The organism is Paenibacillus sp. FSL H8-0168 (assembly GCF_038592955.1).
GTDB classification, from domain to species: domain Bacteria; phylum Bacillota; class Bacilli; order Paenibacillales; family Paenibacillaceae; genus Paenibacillus; species Paenibacillus polymyxa_B.
The window spans coordinates 1199650-1218857 of sequence record NZ_CP151948.1 but is presented as its reverse complement, the minus strand read 5'-3'; the positions used below and the strand labels follow the sequence as shown (position 1 = coordinate 1218857).

General features: G+C 46.9%; 13 protein-coding genes. 4 read left to right on the top strand and 9 right to left on the bottom strand.

Features of this window, described 5'->3' with window-relative positions; all coding sequences use genetic code 11:
* Positions 1-120 precede the first annotated feature (120 nt).
* The 7 genes from MHI21_RS05555 to MHI21_RS05525 all read right to left on the bottom strand — a co-directional run bounded on the left by MHI21_RS05555 (position 121) and on the right by MHI21_RS05525 (position 11805).
* Entirely contained in the window at positions 121-2217 is a 2097-nt protein-coding gene (locus tag MHI21_RS05555) for a multidrug ABC transporter permease (protein ID WP_341162110.1), read from the bottom strand.
* Positions 2192-3094: an ABC transporter ATP-binding protein gene (locus MHI21_RS05550; protein ID WP_254326609.1), complete on the bottom strand. Its 903-nt coding sequence runs from the start codon at positions 3092-3094 to the stop codon at positions 2192-2194. Before MHI21_RS05550 ends, MHI21_RS05555 begins: the two co-directional genes overlap by 26 nt.
* Positions 3087-3476: a GntR family transcriptional regulator gene (locus MHI21_RS05545; protein ID WP_254326610.1), complete on the bottom strand. Its 390-nt coding sequence runs from the start codon at positions 3474-3476 to the stop codon at positions 3087-3089. Before MHI21_RS05545 ends, MHI21_RS05550 begins: the two co-directional genes overlap by 8 nt.
* Positions 3477-3637: 161 nt before the next feature.
* Positions 3638-6313, bottom strand: a complete 2676-nt coding sequence (locus MHI21_RS05540) for a PAS domain S-box protein (protein WP_341162113.1) — start codon at positions 6311-6313, stop codon at positions 3638-3640.
* Between the two features lie 184 nt (positions 6314-6497).
* Positions 6498-7433 carry a nucleoside hydrolase gene (locus MHI21_RS05535; protein ID WP_341162114.1) on the bottom strand — a complete coding sequence of 312 codons (936 nt, stop codon included), beginning with the start codon at positions 7431-7433 and terminating at the stop codon, positions 6498-6500.
* Positions 7434-7606: 173 nt separating this feature from the next.
* The gene (locus MHI21_RS05530) at positions 7607-9760 is read right to left on the bottom strand and encodes a glycoside hydrolase family 6 protein (protein ID WP_342419614.1); all 2154 of its coding nucleotides are present in this window, start codon (positions 9758-9760) and stop codon (positions 7607-7609) included.
* 545 nt (positions 9761-10305) lie between these two features.
* The gene (locus MHI21_RS05525; RefSeq protein WP_342419613.1) at positions 10306-11805 is read right to left on the bottom strand and encodes an alpha-glucosidase/alpha-galactosidase; all 1500 of its coding nucleotides are present in this window, start codon (positions 11803-11805) and stop codon (positions 10306-10308) included.
* A gap of 218 nt (positions 11806-12023) precedes the next feature.
* Between MHI21_RS05525 and MHI21_RS05520 the strand changes: the two genes are divergently transcribed.
* The 4 genes from MHI21_RS05520 to MHI21_RS05505 all read left to right on the top strand — a co-directional run bounded on the left by MHI21_RS05520 (position 12024) and on the right by MHI21_RS05505 (position 17406).
* Positions 12024-13022: a sugar-binding protein gene (locus MHI21_RS05520; RefSeq protein WP_342419612.1), complete on the top strand. Its 999-nt coding sequence runs from the start codon at positions 12024-12026 to the stop codon at positions 13020-13022.
* Positions 13019-14467, top strand: a complete 1449-nt coding sequence (locus tag MHI21_RS05515; RefSeq protein WP_342419611.1) for a histidine kinase — start codon at positions 13019-13021, stop codon at positions 14465-14467. The genes MHI21_RS05520 and MHI21_RS05515 overlap by 4 nt, the downstream gene beginning before the upstream one ends.
* Entirely contained in the window at positions 14442-15779 is a 1338-nt protein-coding gene (locus tag MHI21_RS05510; RefSeq protein WP_342419610.1) for an AraC family transcriptional regulator, read from the top strand. Before MHI21_RS05515 ends, MHI21_RS05510 begins: the two co-directional genes overlap by 26 nt.
* Positions 15780-16005: 226 nt before the next feature.
* A complete protein-coding gene (locus MHI21_RS05505; protein ID WP_341162120.1) occupies positions 16006-17406 on the top strand; it encodes a sugar porter family MFS transporter in 1401 nt (466 codons plus the stop codon).
* Between the two features lie 68 nt (positions 17407-17474).
* On the opposite strand, the gene MHI21_RS05500 is transcribed toward MHI21_RS05505, so the two are convergent.
* Together MHI21_RS05500 and MHI21_RS05495 are read right to left on the bottom strand one after the other, a co-directional pair.
* Positions 17475-18386: an AraC family transcriptional regulator gene (locus tag MHI21_RS05500; protein WP_342419609.1), complete on the bottom strand. Its 912-nt coding sequence runs from the start codon at positions 18384-18386 to the stop codon at positions 17475-17477.
* Positions 18387-18534: 148 nt separating this feature from the next.
* On the bottom strand, positions 18535-19074 hold the full coding sequence (locus tag MHI21_RS05495) for a TetR/AcrR family transcriptional regulator (RefSeq protein ID WP_342419608.1): 540 nt from the start codon (positions 19072-19074) through the stop codon (positions 18535-18537).
* Between the last annotated feature and the right edge of the window lie 134 nt (positions 19075-19208).

Genomic DNA, 19208 nt, shown 5'->3' with positions numbered 1-19208 from the left:
CCTAATGTGGAGGAGCTCTTACCCGTCGATAAGGTTGTTATATGTCGTGTCCGAACCATCCCATGTTCATCTACCTCCGTCCATATGCTATCCAAACCAGATACTGTCCTTCGTAAGAGCTTAAGGAATTGCTGGTAAAGCCTTTGCAAGCTCCGGTGTCATATCTTTCGGAGTTAATAAGTAATAGCCTGTGTGGGCATCTGAACTGTATAAAGGCTTAATCTTAACTTGAAACATATAAGTGCCTTTCTCTATATTTGGAGTAAGGTTATAAGGTCTGCGCTTTTCCAGTACAGTACTCCAAAGCTTCGGATCTGTAATAGTTGTTGCTTTGTGTTTCTGTTGAATACTTCTAAATAGTTTATAGTCTTCAATATACTGATTGGGTTGATAAGGTTCAAGCTCTTCAGTAATAATAGGAACAGCCCGTATCGAAAAAATATCCTTGGCATCAATGATCACCTTATCCGCATACCCCTTTTGCTCTAGCCAACCTGTAAGCTTGTGATATGAAGCCGGCCAATCAAATGAAAATTCACGAGTCCAGCTCGGTTCGTTATTGGTAAAGGATGACTCTTTGTTTGTAATAGAAACACTCCCTAGGGGATATCGATGTGATTGCATTTCGCTATAACTCATATTTAATACTTCTTCTCTGAGTATATCTTCAAATTCACGTGCTTCTTTGGGATTGGTTAAAACCACTCGTCTTTCATTATCATCTACGGATTGGATATTAATCGTCTCTGCTTTTCCTTGCAGCTTATCCAACTTGTACCTCACCATTTTGTAAGGCTCTGCTTCCATCACTTTAGTCAGTTCTGTCCGGAAGGGCTTCTCCGGGAATGTATAGCGGCGAGTCATGGTGGAACCATCATCCAAACGGTAGACTATGACTGCCGATTCGACGGCCAGGTTTTTGGACAACGTTTTCTCGCCAGCTGCATGTGCACGTACAAGTTCACGATGTAAATTTAGCACAGAGGCGATATAAGCCCTGTCTTGGGAGTAATAAGCTTCTGTTTGTGCATCTCCCCCTAGAGGCTCCTCTTGCCCCACATAAACCTTTTCTACGGAGTGAGCTGTTGGAATCCGTCCCTCATAACCCAACCAACCTGAAATCGGGATATATAGTACCAGCCCCATGATCACACCGTAAACAACCATTTCCACCAAAGCACGAACACGCACAATTTGCCACGTCTTGCGGATGACCATCTCTACAACGATGTAGCCTAAAATAGCTCCAAGTGTATACCCAAAAATCGACCAATTTACTCCTCTTGTACCTGCATTATAAAAATAATCACCTAGTACTAGCATGGCGCATAGTATAACCCCTGCCTTGAACAAAGGCTGTAAGAAAGGAAATGCTATGGCCTGAGTCGCCTTTTCGACCAAGCGTATACGATACAAACCATAACTCAAGGCGACAAACAGCAGAGAGATACCTAAATAGGCAAGTAGCTCTATGTAGGAAAAGGCGCGCTGCGGCAAGTTCTCCATAATGCGTACAAACGGCGATAAGTTTTCCCAAACATTATTATTGCTACGAAACTCCGAACCGTTAATATATTGGACAACGGTTTCTCGCACCCGCACATAACCGTATAAATTACGTTCCAGAAAACGCCCCATCATCATGAATAGAAACTGAGGCAATAGCAGCAAAACATACACTACTACGGTCTGTAGCAACGATTGTCCCACACAAGTCCCTACAAACACGGTAAAGGTAAACAGGAAAATCGTAAGGACGGATACGACCAGAGCCCACGATCCAATATCATGGATATGGAAAATATAAGGCAGTTCGACTGACGTGTTAACCCAAGCAGTTACTCCCGCCGTCAGCCACACAGGTACAAGTAAAAGAATAAGACCGCTAATGAAATGTGCCGTTAATAGATGCTCTCTACGCAAAGGTAGGCTATGATACAAATCGGATGGCCCCTGTCGCTGAACAAAACGAAGCAGCATCACGCCTGCCAGCACCGGTACGGTCATTAAAATTAATTTTTGCAATTCATTACCCGAGTTTGTGCTATCGAACAAGCTTTTTAAAACCACTCGCGGTTGTTCATCACCAATGCTCATAAACAATGGCAGCGGTACTGTAAACAGCAATCCCGCCAAGTACAATAGACCGATCCAGCCATGCTGTCTCAAGCATTGGCGAATTACGCCGCCGCTACAGAAGAATCGGTTGGATGTCATAACCTGCGTCCTCCATTTCATAAATGAAAATTTCCTCAAGCGTCAGCGGCAACAAATCGAATACATGCGGCTCATACGCTTCAATTGTCTCTGCAATCCGCTCTCGCTCACCCCGGATAATAAGCAGCAGAACACTGCCCCTCCGCTCCTTATGTACGACCGAAAGTTGGCCACAGACAGCTTCCTCATGCATGCTGTCCCGAAAAGCAACCTGCACCTTATGCGTATCAGATTTGAGGTCGTCGACCTCTTTTTCCAACAGCATCCGTCCTTGGTGCATAATGCCCACATGATCACACATGTCTTCAATCTCACGCAAATTATGAGATGAAATTACGACGGTCATCTCACGTGCAGCGGTTTCTTGGAACAAGAGATTTTTGATCATTCTACGCATCACGGGGTCCAGACCATCAATGGGTTCATCCAAAACCAGCAGTTCAGGCATACAGCTCAAGGCAAGCAAAAAAGCGGCTTGACGCTTCATCCCTTTGGAAAATCGGTGAAGTTTGCGCTTCGGGTCCAGCTTAAAAATACCTGTAAGCTGTGTGTAGCGTTCTTCACTCCAACTTGGATAAATAGAGCGGTAAAACCGGGCCATCTGACGAATTGTCGCTTGTGGGAAGAAATAGGGGGCATCCGGCAAAAACAGAATGTGCTGCTTGACTTCAGGCTGCTCATATACCGGCTGTCCACCGATTAACACCTTACCAGCATCGGGTCGGTAAATCCCAGCAATAATTTTGAGCAAGGTCGTTTTCCCAGCTCCGTTCGAGCCCAGCAGTCCAAAAATGGAGCCCTTCTTTACCGTAAGGGCTAGCTGATCAACAGCTTTTTCTTCTGTAAATGTCTTTGTGACTTCCCTTAATTCAATCAAGGGACATCCCCCTTTCCTTTGTTTGCATAGCTTCCACGTATATGTCGTCCACTTCCTGCTGTGTAAAACCGAAATGGACGGCTACAATCATCTGTTTTAACAACGCCGCCCGAATCTCATCTCGCTTGATTTGTTGCGGCTGCTGCTGGGTAGGCGTGACAAAGCTGCCTTTACCTTGAACGGAATAAATGTATCCTTCTCGTTCCAACTCTCGATACGCCTTCTGAATCGTATTCGGATTCACCGTTAGCTGAGCGGACAATGTCCGTACGGAAGGCAATTGCTCATCCGGCTGAAGTGATCCGTACACGATCATTTCCTTTACCCTGTCCATAAGCTGTTCGTAGATCGGCTTGCGGCTGCGGATATCCAGCTCGAACATGGACTTCCTCCTTTCAAGACTTATTCTGATTCACTTGTATATACTGAACTGTTCTAACTGTACTATCATTAATAGTACAGTTAGAACAGTTTGTCAATCTTTTCTTTGGGTATTCCTTACAAAAATAACCGTGATGCATCATGCATCACGGTTATCGCTTTTTAGCCTTCCCTTGACTCATAAGGTTCATCACGGCTTATATTCGCAAGCGTTGAACCTTCCGGCAGCTTAAGATCCAGCTGGAACCGGAACGTCGCTCCTCTGGCCTCATCGCTATCCACACCAATGGAACCACCCATCAGCTTAACCAAGTTTTTACAGATGGACAATCCCAGTCCTGTCCCTCCATATTTTCGGTTCAGTGCCGGATGAAGCTGGGAAAAAGGCTGAAACAATAGATGCTGGCGGTCTGCTGGAATACCGATTCCAGTATCCGTTACACTGAACTCAATCAGGCATCTATTTTTACGACGGCTGTAAGCCTTTCTCTCCACAAAGATATTTACACGCCCTCGCTCCGTAAATTTGATCGCATTGCTCACCAAATTCACCAGCACCTGTCGAATACGCACATGATCACCGACCAGCATTCCCGGCATTTCCTGATCCACATGCCATTCCAGCTCAATGCCTTTTTCCATAGCCTGCGTCATGAATAGGTCAGCCACACTGCCGACCACATCATCTAGCACAAAGGGCTCGTGCAACAAAGACATTTTGCCAGCTTCGATTTTGCTCAAATCCAGTATCTCGTTCAATATCTGCATTAAAGCACCGCTGCTGCTGGTAATAATGTCTATATAGCTACGCTGCTCCTCATCCAATTCAGTATCTGCCAGTAACCCTGCCATGCCTATAATGCCGTTCATCGGTGTACGGAGCTCATGACTCATCACAGAGAGAAACTCTGACTTGGCCCGATCGGCGCGTTCGGCAGACTCCTTGGCCCGAATGATCTCCTTTTCATTCGTCCTGTCTACAAAAACCATCACAGCCCCTTTTCGCTCGCCATTATCCATCAAAGGACTGATTCGATAGGAGGCCAGAAAGCTGGACCCGCCTTTTTTCCAAAATACTGCTTCCTCTGCCTGATAAGAAGCTCCGCTTCGAATCGCTTGAAGAATAGAGGACTGTTCGTCCGGAAAATGGCTGCCAATCTGGTCTGCATGGCGAATGATATCTATGCATGCGCCGTTCAGCGGATTAGCCGATCCTACGCCGAACATCTCGATAGCTGCCGGGTTCATAAAGCGGACATGTCCTTCGTTACTTAAACCCACAATTCCTTCGGATACGGCATTCAAAATAAGCGAATGCTCGTTGCTGAGCTTTTCAATTTGAGCAATGTAGTTTTTAAGAGGGGTCACATTTTCTATAATCCCGTAGCAGCCTACAATTTCCTCTTGCACGAAAATCGGGATATTCGTCATCTTGATGAATAGACGCTCCCCCTCCTTATGTATAAATTCCGATTCATAGGTTTGCGTCTCACCCTGCTTGGCCAGCTCCATATGACGCTTGATTTTGTCCTGTTCCTCAGAGGAAGCCATGATAAGTATGTCAGCCCCAAGCAACTCATCCTTCGTATAACCCGTAAGCTCTTCCAAGCTCGGATTCACGCTCAAGATATGACCTTCCATATTCATGGCGCATATCCCGAGTGGATTATGTTGAAATAGTGACTTATAGCGGTTTTCACTTTCACGCAGGCGCTGCTCCATTTCCCGGTGCTCTGTAACATCCTGTATCATCCCGACTATTTGAACAGGCTTCCCTGCCTGCTCGTCCATCTCAGCTTCCCAAATCGAACGCAGTACCTTCTGTTCCCCATTGGGCAATACAATCCGGTAAAATGTTTCTTCGTGAATTCCCTTTAAAATAACGTTGTTGATAATCTGTTTCATCCGTTCTGTATCTTCGGGATGAACCACCTTCATGAAGGCGTCAATACTTGTTTCAACCGGCTTGACGAGATAGCCAAAAATGCTGCGAAATTCCTTAGAAAAATGCATAACATTGTTGACCAGATCCCAGTCCCAGGAGCCGAACATCGCCAACCGCTGAGCTTTTGCCAAATTCTCCTCGCTCTTCTGGCGCTCAGTGATATTCCGACCAATGGACAGAACCCGCTTGATTTTGCCCTGTTCATCCCGAATAATGCGGTACGATACTTCCAGCCACAAATAGTGCCCGTCCTTATGACGAACACGCCGCTTCATGATGCCTGTTTCCTTGAAAAGTCCATGTACACGCATATAATCGGCATCTTCAATATGGTAGAATTGGAGCCGCTTTTTGCCGAGCATTTCCTGCTTTGTATAGCCTAGGAGTTTTTCCACCGATGGAGAAATATATTGAAGTATGCCGTCTGCGGTGCTGTAAGAGATGACATCCGGCGTATTTTCCGTAATCAGCATGTACAGATCCTCATTGTCCGAAAGCACCTGCTCCATGTCCTTTTTCTCCGTGATGTTCATTGCATACGCAATCAAATAAGATTGTTCGGTAGCCTCATCATCAAATATGGTTAATTCCAGCGCTAGCCAGACGGATGTTCCCCTTTTATGTTTCAAACGCAGCTCTGTCTTATAGACTTGATCCGTAGCCTGTAGCCAACCTGCATAAGCCTCCCTCAACCCTCGCTGATCCTGAGCCTCTTTATACAAGAGATGGTAATATCGGATATCGAGTAATTCCTCCTGCTCATATCCGACCATTTTGCAAAAGGCGGGATTGACGTACAGGCACTTCCCTTCCCTCGACAAAATCACGATTCCTGTCGGGGCATGATTATACATATGTTCCAGCAAAGGTAGTCGTCGAGCAGCAGAAAACACAATCAATCTCCTCCTTTGTAGTCTGGCAGTTTTATCCAATTGTACACATTATAACATGATGTGGGATTTTTATAGCGGTGAGTCCACCTCTAGATGAAAGCCCTTAAAACATGTATGCACAAAAGATTGCCGATGCAGATTCATCGGCAATCTTTGAATTATTTTTTTATACCACCCGGCTAATTTATACCACCCGGCTAAGAAAATGACGCAAAAATCGCTCCGCATCGACTTTAAGTGCCACGTCAACCGTAGTCAGTGCTTGAGCTTCGTTCTCATTTTGCACCTCACGGGTGCGACCAACCTCGGCGGAATCGCCCACCTCAACGGCAATGTGCATTGGACGTGTCTCCACAAAACTAGAATCAATAGCCAACCCTACGGCTAAAGGATCATGCAAAGCACAGCCTGCAATACCAGGTCTGAAATTGCGATAAGCTTCCATATAAAAGTCCGTCATATCTGCCATAAACGCGCCCAGCTCGGTCCCTTGCTCACGCCATTTGTCCACATCCTGCTGTGGAAGCAGGGTTTGCATCGTGACGTCCAGCCCGACGAGCGTAAGCGGAAAACCCGCTCCCAGCACATAGGCTGCGGCTTCTGGATCGGCGTAAATATTCGCTTCAGCCGTCGGAGTTACATTCCCTTTCACTGTGACCGCACCGCCCATGATGATCAGGCGGTCAAGCAATTGGGGCAATTCGGGACAGCGATCCAATGCAATCGCAAGATTGGTCAGCGGTCCCACAGCTACCAGGGTAAGTTTGCCTTCATAGCGGCGAGCCTGTCCGATTATAAAATCAGCGGCATCCCCAGACGCAGCCTGACGGGAGGGTGCTCCTTTCAACTGATTGCCAATACCGTCTTCGCCGTGAATATGCCGGGAATAAGGTTTGAACAGCTCACGAGTATACGGCTTGTGAGCGCCAGACACGACCGGAGCCTCTTCCCCCAGTTTTTCCAGCAGAATCAGTGAGTTACGTGTTGCCTCCTCCACCGAGATATTACCAAAGGTGGTTGTAATACCGAGTAGCTCCAATTCCGGCGAATGGACCGCGTACGCAATAGCAAGCGCGTCGTCAATGCCAGTATCTACATCTAAGATTAACTTTTTGCTCATGATGACCCTCCACAGTAGAACAGCATTCTTTTTTTCATTATACACAATTTCAATGCTTATTCCCTTGGTCATCAAATTCTTTATTCGAAGACGTAAAAAAGGCTACGACAGTTATGCCGTAACCTTCTTTTAATACTTTTCAATCATTCAAGGGCACATGTTCTGACCAAATCCTAAGGCTCGATTCCCCACACCAGCTTATCATTGTGGAACAACGTTGCTTTGTTCCATTCTGCATAAGAGGTTTTGGTTGGATCGAAGGAGTAGTCATTGGATTCGTCCAGATTAGACCAGTCGCTTTTGTTGATGCGGATCTGAATATCACCTGTTTGCGCTCCGGCAGCAAGCGTACCGGCAGCAGGACTGAAACCAATTTCAATATAGTTGTCAGTAAAGGTACGCAGCACGTTATCATTACCTACTTGCGCATAGTCTACTGCAGATTGCAGCTCCTGGCTGCCATCTTTCGTGAAATAGTAACGAATTTTCAGCTCACTCAGCTTCACAGGTGTTGTTCCTTTATTTTTCAAGTTAAAGAAAGGCTTGACTGCGTTATTCGCTGGATCAGTGTCCCCAGCCCGATACATTACAACCAGATCTCCCGCTGGTTCTGTAGGGTCCGTCGGATCAGTCGGTGTACCTTTAGGTTCAGCGCTTACCGTTGCGGAATCCTTACTTGTTCCTTTCGCATTCGTAGCACTTACAACATAGAAGTAAGTTGTTCCGTTCGTCAGTCCCTTATCCGTGTACTCTCTTTCCGTTACAAGAGGCGCAACGGCTGTAAAAGGACCTGCTTCGCTAGTGGCACGTTTGACCGTGTAGCTATCGGCACCAGTAGACGCATTCCAAGTCAGCGTTACTTGAGCATTACCAGCTACGGCCTTTAAGCCAGACGGTACAGCTGGAGCTGTAGGCGCTGGGTCCACACCACCAGTGGAAGGCACGATAGCAGGGTACGCATTTTGTACCAGCATCACAAACTGATCATGGAACCATGCTCCTGAAATAGGTGCATTCGGTAGAGCATCTGTTAATGTGCCATCCTTGGTTGTATAGGTAGGATCACACATACGGTCAAAGCCTTTACCCTCATCGTTCGGAATGAGTGAGCTGGAACCATCGGAATCACCCGGAGGTTTCGCCCAGACATAGGCATCGATATGACCAGCTGGAGCCGTTTGTGGCGGCGTTCCCATACCTGCTCCGCTGTTATTACACCAGTTACCACGGTGCGAGCGTTTGTCAACACGGCCTGAGTTTACATAGGAGTTAATATCATTGCCGACTGCGGAAGTCGGACGGTTAGGTCCGCCCCATCCGTTACGGCCTGTATCAATTAACATACCGAGTGAGCTCGGCCAGCCTGCGCTGACAAAATCTCTATGCAATGACTCTGCGAAATCCGATTCATCGAAATTAGGATTCCATTCATAGTACTTGGACGATTTGATTTGTTGTCCGCCGATATTCAGATTTGGATCAGGCAAATTAGGTTCTGTCAGCGGTGAAGTGTTGGCTGTATTCGTGATAAAGCCATCTACACTGGCCAGACCTTTGCTAGTGTCTTTGAAAATAGTTGTAAACAGGGATACCGTTGCTGAACGGTTGTTATCCCAACCTAACCAACCAGAGTGACCGATATCTACGTATTTGTACACATTCGGAATCTCGTTCAGCTTATTCATTGTGTACTTCACGCCAGCTTCATAGATTCCTGTAGACTTGGCTTGTGCACATTTCGGATCATCCAGATTAGTTACCAGATTTGGCAAACTGTCTGGTTCAATGATCGCTACGATACGAATATCCTTATATTTGGGATTTGCAAAAATAGCAGCTATTTTGTCAATATAATCCTTTTTATAGGTTTCCAGACCTGCCTGGGTCAGCGGCAATTCACCATTGGAAGCCAAGGCGTGACAATCCCGTCCGGGCAGATCATACACAATAAATTCCGCCGTAATCGGTGTGCTGCCTTTCTTTTGCGCTAATACTTGGTCCAAATGCGCTTCCAGGCCAAGCTTGCCTCCACCGCCGTTAATAGCAGCGATACGATCAAGCCATACGGCTGTCGGGAATGTTTTGACCGTTTGCATTTTTGCTTTCAGATTGGCATCCGTAATTTTGGCAATCGATGTGTCGACACTAGCCGCATAATCAGGGCTAATATATTTTGTCGCCCCTTGGTAAGGATTGTCCACATGGGATTCTGCATGTATTTTATCCGTAAATCCTGCACCTGGTAGAAAGCTGCTTGCGACGAGTGATAGCGCAAAAGCATACTTCATGCTTTTACGAAGCACTTGCTTTGTTTTCAATTGCTTCACCTATCTTTCCGTGGATTTTGTTGAATCTTCCTATGTCGGCACCTGATTGTTACATGATTAAATGCGAGTTACGCCTACTCTCTCCAAAAAAAAGCGGCGTTCATAGTTGCGAAAGGTAAGCGCTTTCTATTTGTCCATGCGCTCACATTTTCCCCTTTTTGTCACCTCCTATGTTAGATTATAGTGAACTGGAAATCTGCTGTAAATTGAATAAATTAAGGACTACATTATTAATTAGGCATATGAATTGCCACCCTAGTGGTTCATCGCGGCCCCTCTTTTTCTGAAACCGGTTCCTTCATTTGTTGAACTTCCCTGCTATGACAAGCTTTCGGGAGATTTAGGATCGACGGCAAAAGAGCAAATTCATAAAAAGTAAGACCGTATTCTTTAATTTCCGTCAGCCTAAATCGACAATGATAAACTCCAGAACGCCAACTATGCCAAATCGTTATATCTATCGACAGCAAAAGGGTGTTTTCAGGCCCTCATGACCATGAAAACACCCTTTAATTGTTGTGAAGACAATCTTTGCTCTTGTTGTTCTACACTTTTTCGCGATCCTTGCCTTTGTCGGATTGCCCTGCATTTTTATTGGCGGCATCCCGATCCAGCTGCATTTCTTCAACCGTCTTCACCTTAAGTCGTGCTGCTCCCTCATAGGGTCGGGTTGGAATCAGATCGCCTGCAGCCAGACGTTGACGCGCCTCGGCAATCGCTGCTCCATATTGCGGCAGCCATGCTTCCTGCGCCACCAGCATTTCATCAACCATCTGCCAAATTTCTTTCGGATTACACACCGCGCCTACTAGCGGATCCATCATAAATGCTTGTCGCAGCAGCTTATCATCTCCGTGTACAGCCGCTTCAACAGCCAAACGCTGGACGGAAATACTTACATTACAGACGGCAGCAAGACCGAGCGGAAGGTCTCCTACATGTGGCATGGAGATACCATTCCGATCCACATATCCAGGTGCTTCAATAATCGCGTCGTCTGGCAAATTGGAAATCACACCGTTATTTACGACATTAAAATGCCCCCGGTATACACGTCCGGTTTCCAAACCTTCGATAATGTATGAACCATGCTCTTCGCCGCGATTTTCCGCCTTGTACTCCAATGGATCTTCTTTCATCCAGTTAGGGAAATCTGTTTCAAACCAATTACGTCCTTCTGTACATACACGCAGATAACCGCCTGTTTCTCCGTTGATCCAGCTGCCTAGATCAATCCAGTCCAGAATTTCATTCGGACGCTTCCGGTACCAAGGTACATATTCACTTAGATGACCATTCGACTCTGTGCTGTAATAGCCAAAACGACGAAGCATGTCGATGCGTACCTTTTCGGTGCGGCTATATTCGGGATGTTTTTCAAAAGCCTCCAGCAGTCCGGCTGTCAGATCCTTGCCTTCATGTGACGCCTGAATGTACCACGTCTGGTGATTGATTCCGGCACACACAATGTCCACATCCTGCTTCTCCAGACCATACACCTCGGCAATTTGATGATGCCCATGCTGGACGCCGTGACATAGACCGATTGTACGCACACCGCTGTATTTATTGCAGGCCCACGTCATCATCGCCATGGGGTTCGAGTAGTTCAGCAGCAATACATCCGGTGCACTTAGCTCGCGGATATCCTTGCAAATTTCCAGCATTTCAGCAATGCCGCGCTGACCATACATGATGCCTCCTGCACACAGGGTATCGCCCACGCATTGATCCACGCCATATTTCAGCGGAATATCCACATCGGTCGCAAAGGCTTCAAGACCGCCAACCCGGATCGTACAAATGACGTATTTGGCATCCTTTAAAGCTATCTTTCGGTCCGTAGAGGACTGTATTTGTATCGATAAACCGTTCTCCCGAATATCCCGCTGGCACAGCTCAGTGACCATATCCAAATTGTGCTGACTGATGTCCGTAAAAGCCACTTCAATATCATTAAATTCCGGCACCGATAACAGATCTCGTAAAATTCCACGGGTAAAACCGATGCTTCCTGCTCCAATAAACGCTACTTTAAATGACACGGCATTCAACCTCCGGTAATTAGAATGGGTATATAGCGTCATTGTAGCAATAGGCCCGTGGAAAGCGTTATCAAAATCATGACCAGTTTCGTATTTAGGTGTCAAAAATCCTAACTTTCGCATCAATAAATACTGCTTGCCGTTGACGATAGCTGCCTACGCTTCTTTTGTTGCTGTATAATGAATTAAGTCTCTAAATATTGACAAAGGAGCAAGACATGTCAAACCGTAAATGGACATTTATCCTTATCCCCGTCTTCCTGCTATTTGCCTGGCTGCTCTTTCAGTTCACTCTGTCTTCTTTTCAAATTCACCAATTTGCAGAGTTATTGAAGACGGTTTCTCCAAAAGACGGGGTTTCCGATACAAAAGTCGTACTGATATCACAGGAGTTGGATAATTATTACTGGCGGTCAATCGAACAAGGAGCCCGAAAGGAAGCGAAACAGTACGGTATGCGGCTCGATTATATCGGGCCGGACCGCATTAATCCGTCCGAGCAGGTCAAACTGCTGGATAAAGCGATCGCCAGTAAGGCGGATGCAATTCTGGTTCAAGGGATAAATGATCCAGAGTATCGCCGACTAATCGACAAAGCAGCCGGACTTGGCATCCCCGTCATCACGATCGATACGGATGAACCAGGCTCCCGTAGACTAGCTTACGTGGGAACGGATAACGAAGGAGCAGGAAAACGGATGGGCGCGCTGTTAGCGAAAGCCTCTGGAGAGCGTGGCGACATCGGAGTTATGATCAGTAGCGAGCGTGTTGAGAATCAGAGACTCAGGCTTGCTGGATTTCGTTCCGTGATCGGTCGCTATCCCAAGCTCCGCATTGTGGAGATTCGCTCCTCAAATATTTCACGGCTTCAGGCAGCACAGCAAGCTCAGAACATGCTCACCCGGTATCCGCAGATCCGCTACATGGTCGGATTCAGTGCGCTGGACGGCCTTGGCATTCTGGAAGCCTCGGAACGGCGCGGAGCGCAGAACTTGCAAATTTTCGCTTTTGACGATATGGCCGAGACGTTGGAAGCGATCAAAGATCGCAAAATCGAACTGACCATTGTTCAACAGCCAGAAGAAATGGGGGCTAAGGCCATAAAATTGCTGAATGATTATCTAAAGGGGAATGATCCCCAGCAATTAACATACACCAGGGTATATGAAGTGCATGCGGACACTCCCGACAACATGTCCGGAGATGACAGACGATGACGATCAGAACGAAGCTGCTTCTGTTCATCCCTCTTCTAGTTGTGTTCGCCAATATCATCGCTTATTTTGTATTCCAAAGCGGAAAGGTCGTACAACAGAGCTACGATGAAATGCTTGGCCGAATTCTCCTCATTGAGCAAACCTCCGAATCGGCGGAGAGCAACTTAAAGCTCCTATATGCCTATCTACTTAATCCAAGAGGCGATAAGGTTGTGCAGGGTCCGACAGAACACCAATTAATGCAGTTGAAAGCCAGAATTCAGGAAGTCTCCGACTCGACCGACCCTTCTTTCGCCGAAGAGGACTACATGAATCTGTTGGCCACATTTCTTGAACAGAAACAAGCCGCAGTTCTGGATGCAAAGGCACAAGATCCTCAATCGGCTTTTGAACATTATATTGAAGCTGAGAAAACCGTCAGCTATATTCATGAGGAGGGTCAGCAACTGATCGATGCTGAACTAGCTTATTACCGACCAATCATTGAGAACATCCGGAACAAGAATGAGCGAATGAACGGATGGGGAGTCGCGTTGTTCGGCATGAACGCGCTGATGGGGGTTTTGCTTGCAATCTGGATCTCGCGCAGCATTACTGGCCCTGTCGGCAGACTTGTCGGACTGGCGAAGCGAATCGCCACAGGTGATCTGAACATCAAGCCCCAACCGCGACGGGATGACGAGCTAGGCGTACTGTCGGACGCCATTTCGCAAATGTCCGCCGATTTGAGTATCCTCATTGAGAAGGATAAACAGAGTCTGGAAATGCGGCGGCTTGTGAAGGAACTGGAGCTTCTGGCTCTGCAAAATCAAATTAATCCGCACTTTTTATTCAATACCTTAAATGTGCTCTCCAAGCTGGCGATCCTGGAAGGGGCGGAGAAAACCAGCGACCTGATCGTTTCGCTGTCCAATCTGCTACGGTACAGCCTGCAAAAGCTGGACAAACCCGTAACACTCCAAGAGGAACTAGATCATATTCGCGAATACGTAACCATCCAGCAGGCACGCTTTCGGGACAGAATTCTCTTTATTCTTCACTTTGACGCTTCCGTACTTCAGCAGCAAATTCCGGCCTTGACGATCCAGCCATTTATTGAAAACGCTTTTCTTCATGGTGTGGCAGATATGGAAGACGGAGCCATTATCACGTTGACATTGTCGCGAGCGAACGAGGATGTACAAATTGAAATCTCGGACAACGGAAAGGGTATGACGGAGGAAACCCGACTGTCCGTACTCCGTCTTAAAGGCGAAGCCGAAAGCGGCAGTTCAACAGGACTTGGAATGCAAAATGTGTTTAGGCGGCTGCAGTTGTTCTACGGAAAGGAAGAAGAAATGGTTGAAATCAATAGCAATCTCGGACGAGGTACTACCATAACCATACGAATTCCAGTCAAGAAGGAGAGTGAGCGGACTGATGTATCGGTTGTTGATCGCGGATGACGAGGCTTTGGAGAGGGAAGGACTGGAATTGACAGTGGAACGGGCGATGCCGGGGATATTCCGGTTTATTCATGCCGGCAACGGCCGCATGGCGATTGAATGCGCGGAAGAGCACCGTCCCCATATTGCCATTCTGGATATCAATATGCCCGGAATTGACGGGCTTGCGGCGCTTCGTGAATTAAAGGAGCGGCTTCCCGATACCCGATTCGTGCTCGTCACTGCCTACGATTATTTTGCCTATGCCCGGGAGGCGCTCTCTTTGGGCGTAAAAGAATATATTCTGAAGCCGGCGAAGCGAGAACTCATCATCGGCACATTGAAACGACTGATTGAAGAAATTGAGTGCGAGAAGCGGGCACGTACGGAAGAATTGGAGCTTAGGCATAAAATCTCACAGTTAATGCCGCTCGCAGAAAATGAGCTAGCTTTAATGCTTATGGTCGACCAGACCGTGGATTCGAGCGCTTCCCAGCTATCAGAATGGCTGGACTTTCCTCTTGATCAGGGAAGCGCCATCATTGCCGCCTTTGACGGATATACGGACGAGCAGGATAAAAAGAAAATTTACGATCATTTCCGAAGCTATGTAAAAACGCATGGCCCGAATGCCATTGTAAGCTCTTTGATCGACCATCATGTAGCCACTTTTTTACGCAAGCCGCCTGCCACTAGCGAAAACGACTGGCGCCAGTTGGTTAAACACCTTGTTCAGCAGCTTTCCGAGCTTGCCCAGCAGCAACTTGGTATAAAGACAGCCATTGGAATCGGATCGCTGCATAACGGCGAGGAAGGACTTCGCAAATCCTATTTTGAAGCTGTTTTTGCCTCCACCCTACGTAAACGGGATGGAGGTTACTGCCACTTTGACGAACTAAAGTCATCAGAGGCTGGAAACGCTTCTTTGCTTGCCATCAAAGCGGAGAATGGAATGCTTCAGCAGACGTACGTCATGTCAGCACTGCAACGGATACGCGAACAGCGAGAGGTTCAAACACTGACTATGCTGGGTAGGGCGAAAATGTATATCGAGGAACGGTTCAACGATGATCTTTCGCTGGAAGAAGTGGCTGATTTTGTCCATTTGAATCCTCACTACTTCAGCAAAATTTTCAAACAGGAATACGGAGAAACATTTATCGACTTTGTAACCCGGCTGCGGATTGATAAAGCCATCTCTCTGATTAAGGCTGGCAACCTTACTCTTAAGGAAATCAGCTTTGAAGTGGGTTATAAGGACCCGAACTATTTTAGCCGCGTCTTTAAAAAGATAACGGGCGTTCCTCCCACTGAGTTTAAAGGCCAAAAATAGTGAGATTCATCCATGCCGACTATCAGCATGGATTTTTTTAAGCTCGAATGACAAGGTAATGCTAGGTTCAGCCCCTCTATCTCCGATTCGGGAACCGAAGCCAAAATCGTGCATGAAAAGGTCCGTTTATTGAAGACGATAACCGGCCTTTCTTTTATAAGCGCATGTTATACTTCTCCTCGAAGAACGGAATGAGGTTCCAGAGATCTGGAGGGGAGATGATCATATGGCAGTAATCATCAATAATGAAAGCGCTCAACGGAAAGCGCTTCAATCAGAAAAACCTAATATGCTTTTTGTGACGTTGGTATCCATCGTAGCTGCGCTCGGAGGTATCCTGTTCGGTTTTGATATCGCGGTTGTTTCGGGAGCAGTCGAATTCCTACAGCAACGTTTTTCGCTGAGCGAATTTCAGGTTGGTTGGGCGGTGTCAAGTCTGATTGTCGGGAGTGTCACCGGAGCGGCTCTCTCCGGCTACATGAGTGAAAAGATCGGCAGAAAAAAGGTATTACTGGCCGCCGGATTTTTATTCGTCGTCGGCTCGATCTGCTCTGCGCTTCAAGACACGTTCACCGGGTATGTTATCTTTCGCATGATCGGCGGCATTGGCATAGGAATCACTTCCACCGTTTGTCCGGTGTACAACGCGGAAATTGCTCCCGCAAAATACCGAGGTCGTTTGGTTGCTTTAAATCAGTTGGCGATCGTAACAGGGATTTTCCTGGTTTATTTTCAGAATTCGTGGATCGTCAGCATGGGGGATGAAGCCTGGGGTGTCTCAACAGCCTGGCGCTGGATGTTCGGAGTGGGAGCCGTTCCCGGACTGATCTTTATGCTCTTGATGCTCTTCATACCCGAAAGCCCGCGATGGCTTATTAAACAGAATCGGCCTTATGAAGCGCTGCCGATTTTGCTGAAAATTCACGGTGAAGAAGCCGCTAAGCAGGAAGTGCTTGATATCAAGGAATCATTCAAAAATGAGAACAACTCATTGAAGCAATTGTTTGCTCCCGGTATTCGGGTCGCTCTCTTTATCGGTGTCATGCTCGCCATTATGCAGCATATTACCGGTATCAATGCCATTTTGTATTACGCGCCGGTTATCTTTAAAGGAATGGGACTCGGTACGGACGCTTCTTTGACCCAGACCATTTGGATCGGGTTGATCAATGTGTTGTTCACCATCGTATCCGTATGGCTGATCGACAAAGCGGGACGAAAAGTCCTGCTGATCATCGGCACCTCGTTGATGACCTGCTGTTTGGTCATTATTGGAGCCGCATTCAAAATGGGTTTGACCACCGGACCGCTCGTACTCATCCTAATATTGATCTACGTGGCCTCCTATGCTATATCGCTTGGACCGATCGTATGGGTTATGATCTCGGAGATCTTTCCGAACCGCATTCGCGGCAAAGCGGTAGCCATCGCTTCGATGGCATTGTGGGCCGGCGATTATCTAGTATCGCAGGCCTTCCCTCCTCTGCTGAGTTCAGCCGGCCCGTCCAATACCTTCTGGTTATTCGGAGCCATCTCGTTGTTCGTCGTAGTCTTTATATGGCGCAAGGTTCCCGAAACCAAGGGGAGATCACTTGAACAGATGGAAAATATGTGGCTTGGGAAATGACCCAACTTTAACCACGCCCTCTGAGTCATACCGACCTAAATCGGCAATGGTTCAGAGGCTTCTTATTATCAGTTCCCAACCTCCTCCGCATAGTTCCTCACATTGCGCTCCACAGCTGAGCGGTATTCTACAGGGGTTTGGCCTGTGTGCTTTTTGAACAACATATGAAAATATTGCCTGCTGGCCACGCCTACATAATCGGCAATTTCTTGAATGGGAATGTCCGTTTGCTGAAGTAGCATACGGGCCTTGTCCATTCGCAGCATCGTTAAATACGCGGTAAGCGTTTGTCCAGTATGTTTTTTGAAAATGCGGTGCAAATAACCTGGATGCAGATTCACGGCTGCTGCCATGTCCTTAACCACAATATCTCGGTCATAGTTCAGATGGAGAAATTCAATGCATCGTTTGATGTACATATCCGTTTGCTGCGTGTTGCTGCGCTCTGCCTCTTCCCGTAGACGTGCAATTCGTACTAGCAATTGCATAAAAAGCATCTCGGCCATTGCACCCGGCTGTTCTTTTCGTTGGTCCAGCTCCAGCACGAGACTTTTCAGCGCATAATATAACTCTTCCGGGTCCGATAGTACCAAATACGGGAACGGACGTGACATGAGAGTCGTGACCTCCTGCTCCTCTGCTGCCATTTGTCGGATGGACGGCCCTACTCTCACTCCCTCCTTAAAACCAAACTCTACATTTAGCATCCGGCACGGTTGTTCTCCTTCCACCACCAGCCGATGCGGTACACCTGCGTCCAGCATAATAAACTCGCCTTTACGCAGCGTGATGCTTTCTTCCACATTCTCTCCCGTTTGTACATCTACCCTGCAAAAGCCGGAAATCATGTACATAATTTCGGTAGAATGATGATCGTGGTAAGACATGGTATAGTCATGCCATTGCTTGTAATAGTAAGCAAAAAAACGGGGAATATAATCCCCGTCACGTAGCCGTGGCTCAAACAGACTTCCGTTCATCCCCGCACCTCCACAAAATAGATAAGGCTAACACGACAACGTATCTGCAACCGCTCTATTTTCACAGTTTAACAGACTGAGCCATGTACTTCTATTTCACTCCATCGGACGATCTGAAATCCTTTGGAATACGGCAGGCGACTCCTGCCTAAAAGGTTGGGGATTTATCACTTTCTGGACTTAAATACTGAATCAACATTCCCACAAATCGGTTAGCAATTTGTATATCCGCAAGTTCGTTATTCCAATCGTCCTTGGACGTCAGACTCATTTTCTGGAGTATACCCATCATAGACGTGAAGATAAAATGAGCGGTCTTTAAGGGTTCCGTATCAGACTTCAATGATCCATCTTGGAATCCAGCTTCCAGAGCATCCATCAGGAAATGTCGTTCCTTTCCCCTGCTAACAAAATTTTTGTACTGTTCTTTGAGTTCTTGATTTGAATCATAAGCTTCGTAATGCAGATCGAATAAAAGAATAAACTTGATGTATTCCGGATGTTGCCAAGCGTAATCAATCCATGCATCAAGCATCGAAGTAAGCATCTTCTTCCCGCTCATTTCGGCTGAAGGCGCCCTTCTAACAAATTCGGTCATGCTCCCCAGGATTTCCATCTGAACCTCAAAGATCAGTTCGTTCATGGACTGAAAGTGCTTATAGAATGTGACCCGGCTTACACCAGCCACGTTGCATACATCCTTAACATTAACAATAAAGCGATGGCTGTCATGATCAAAGAGAGACGTATTAGCCTCATCTCTCCAAGTCTCTTGATGAGATAATCGAGCAGCCATATCTGCACAACGATGCCTATAATTGC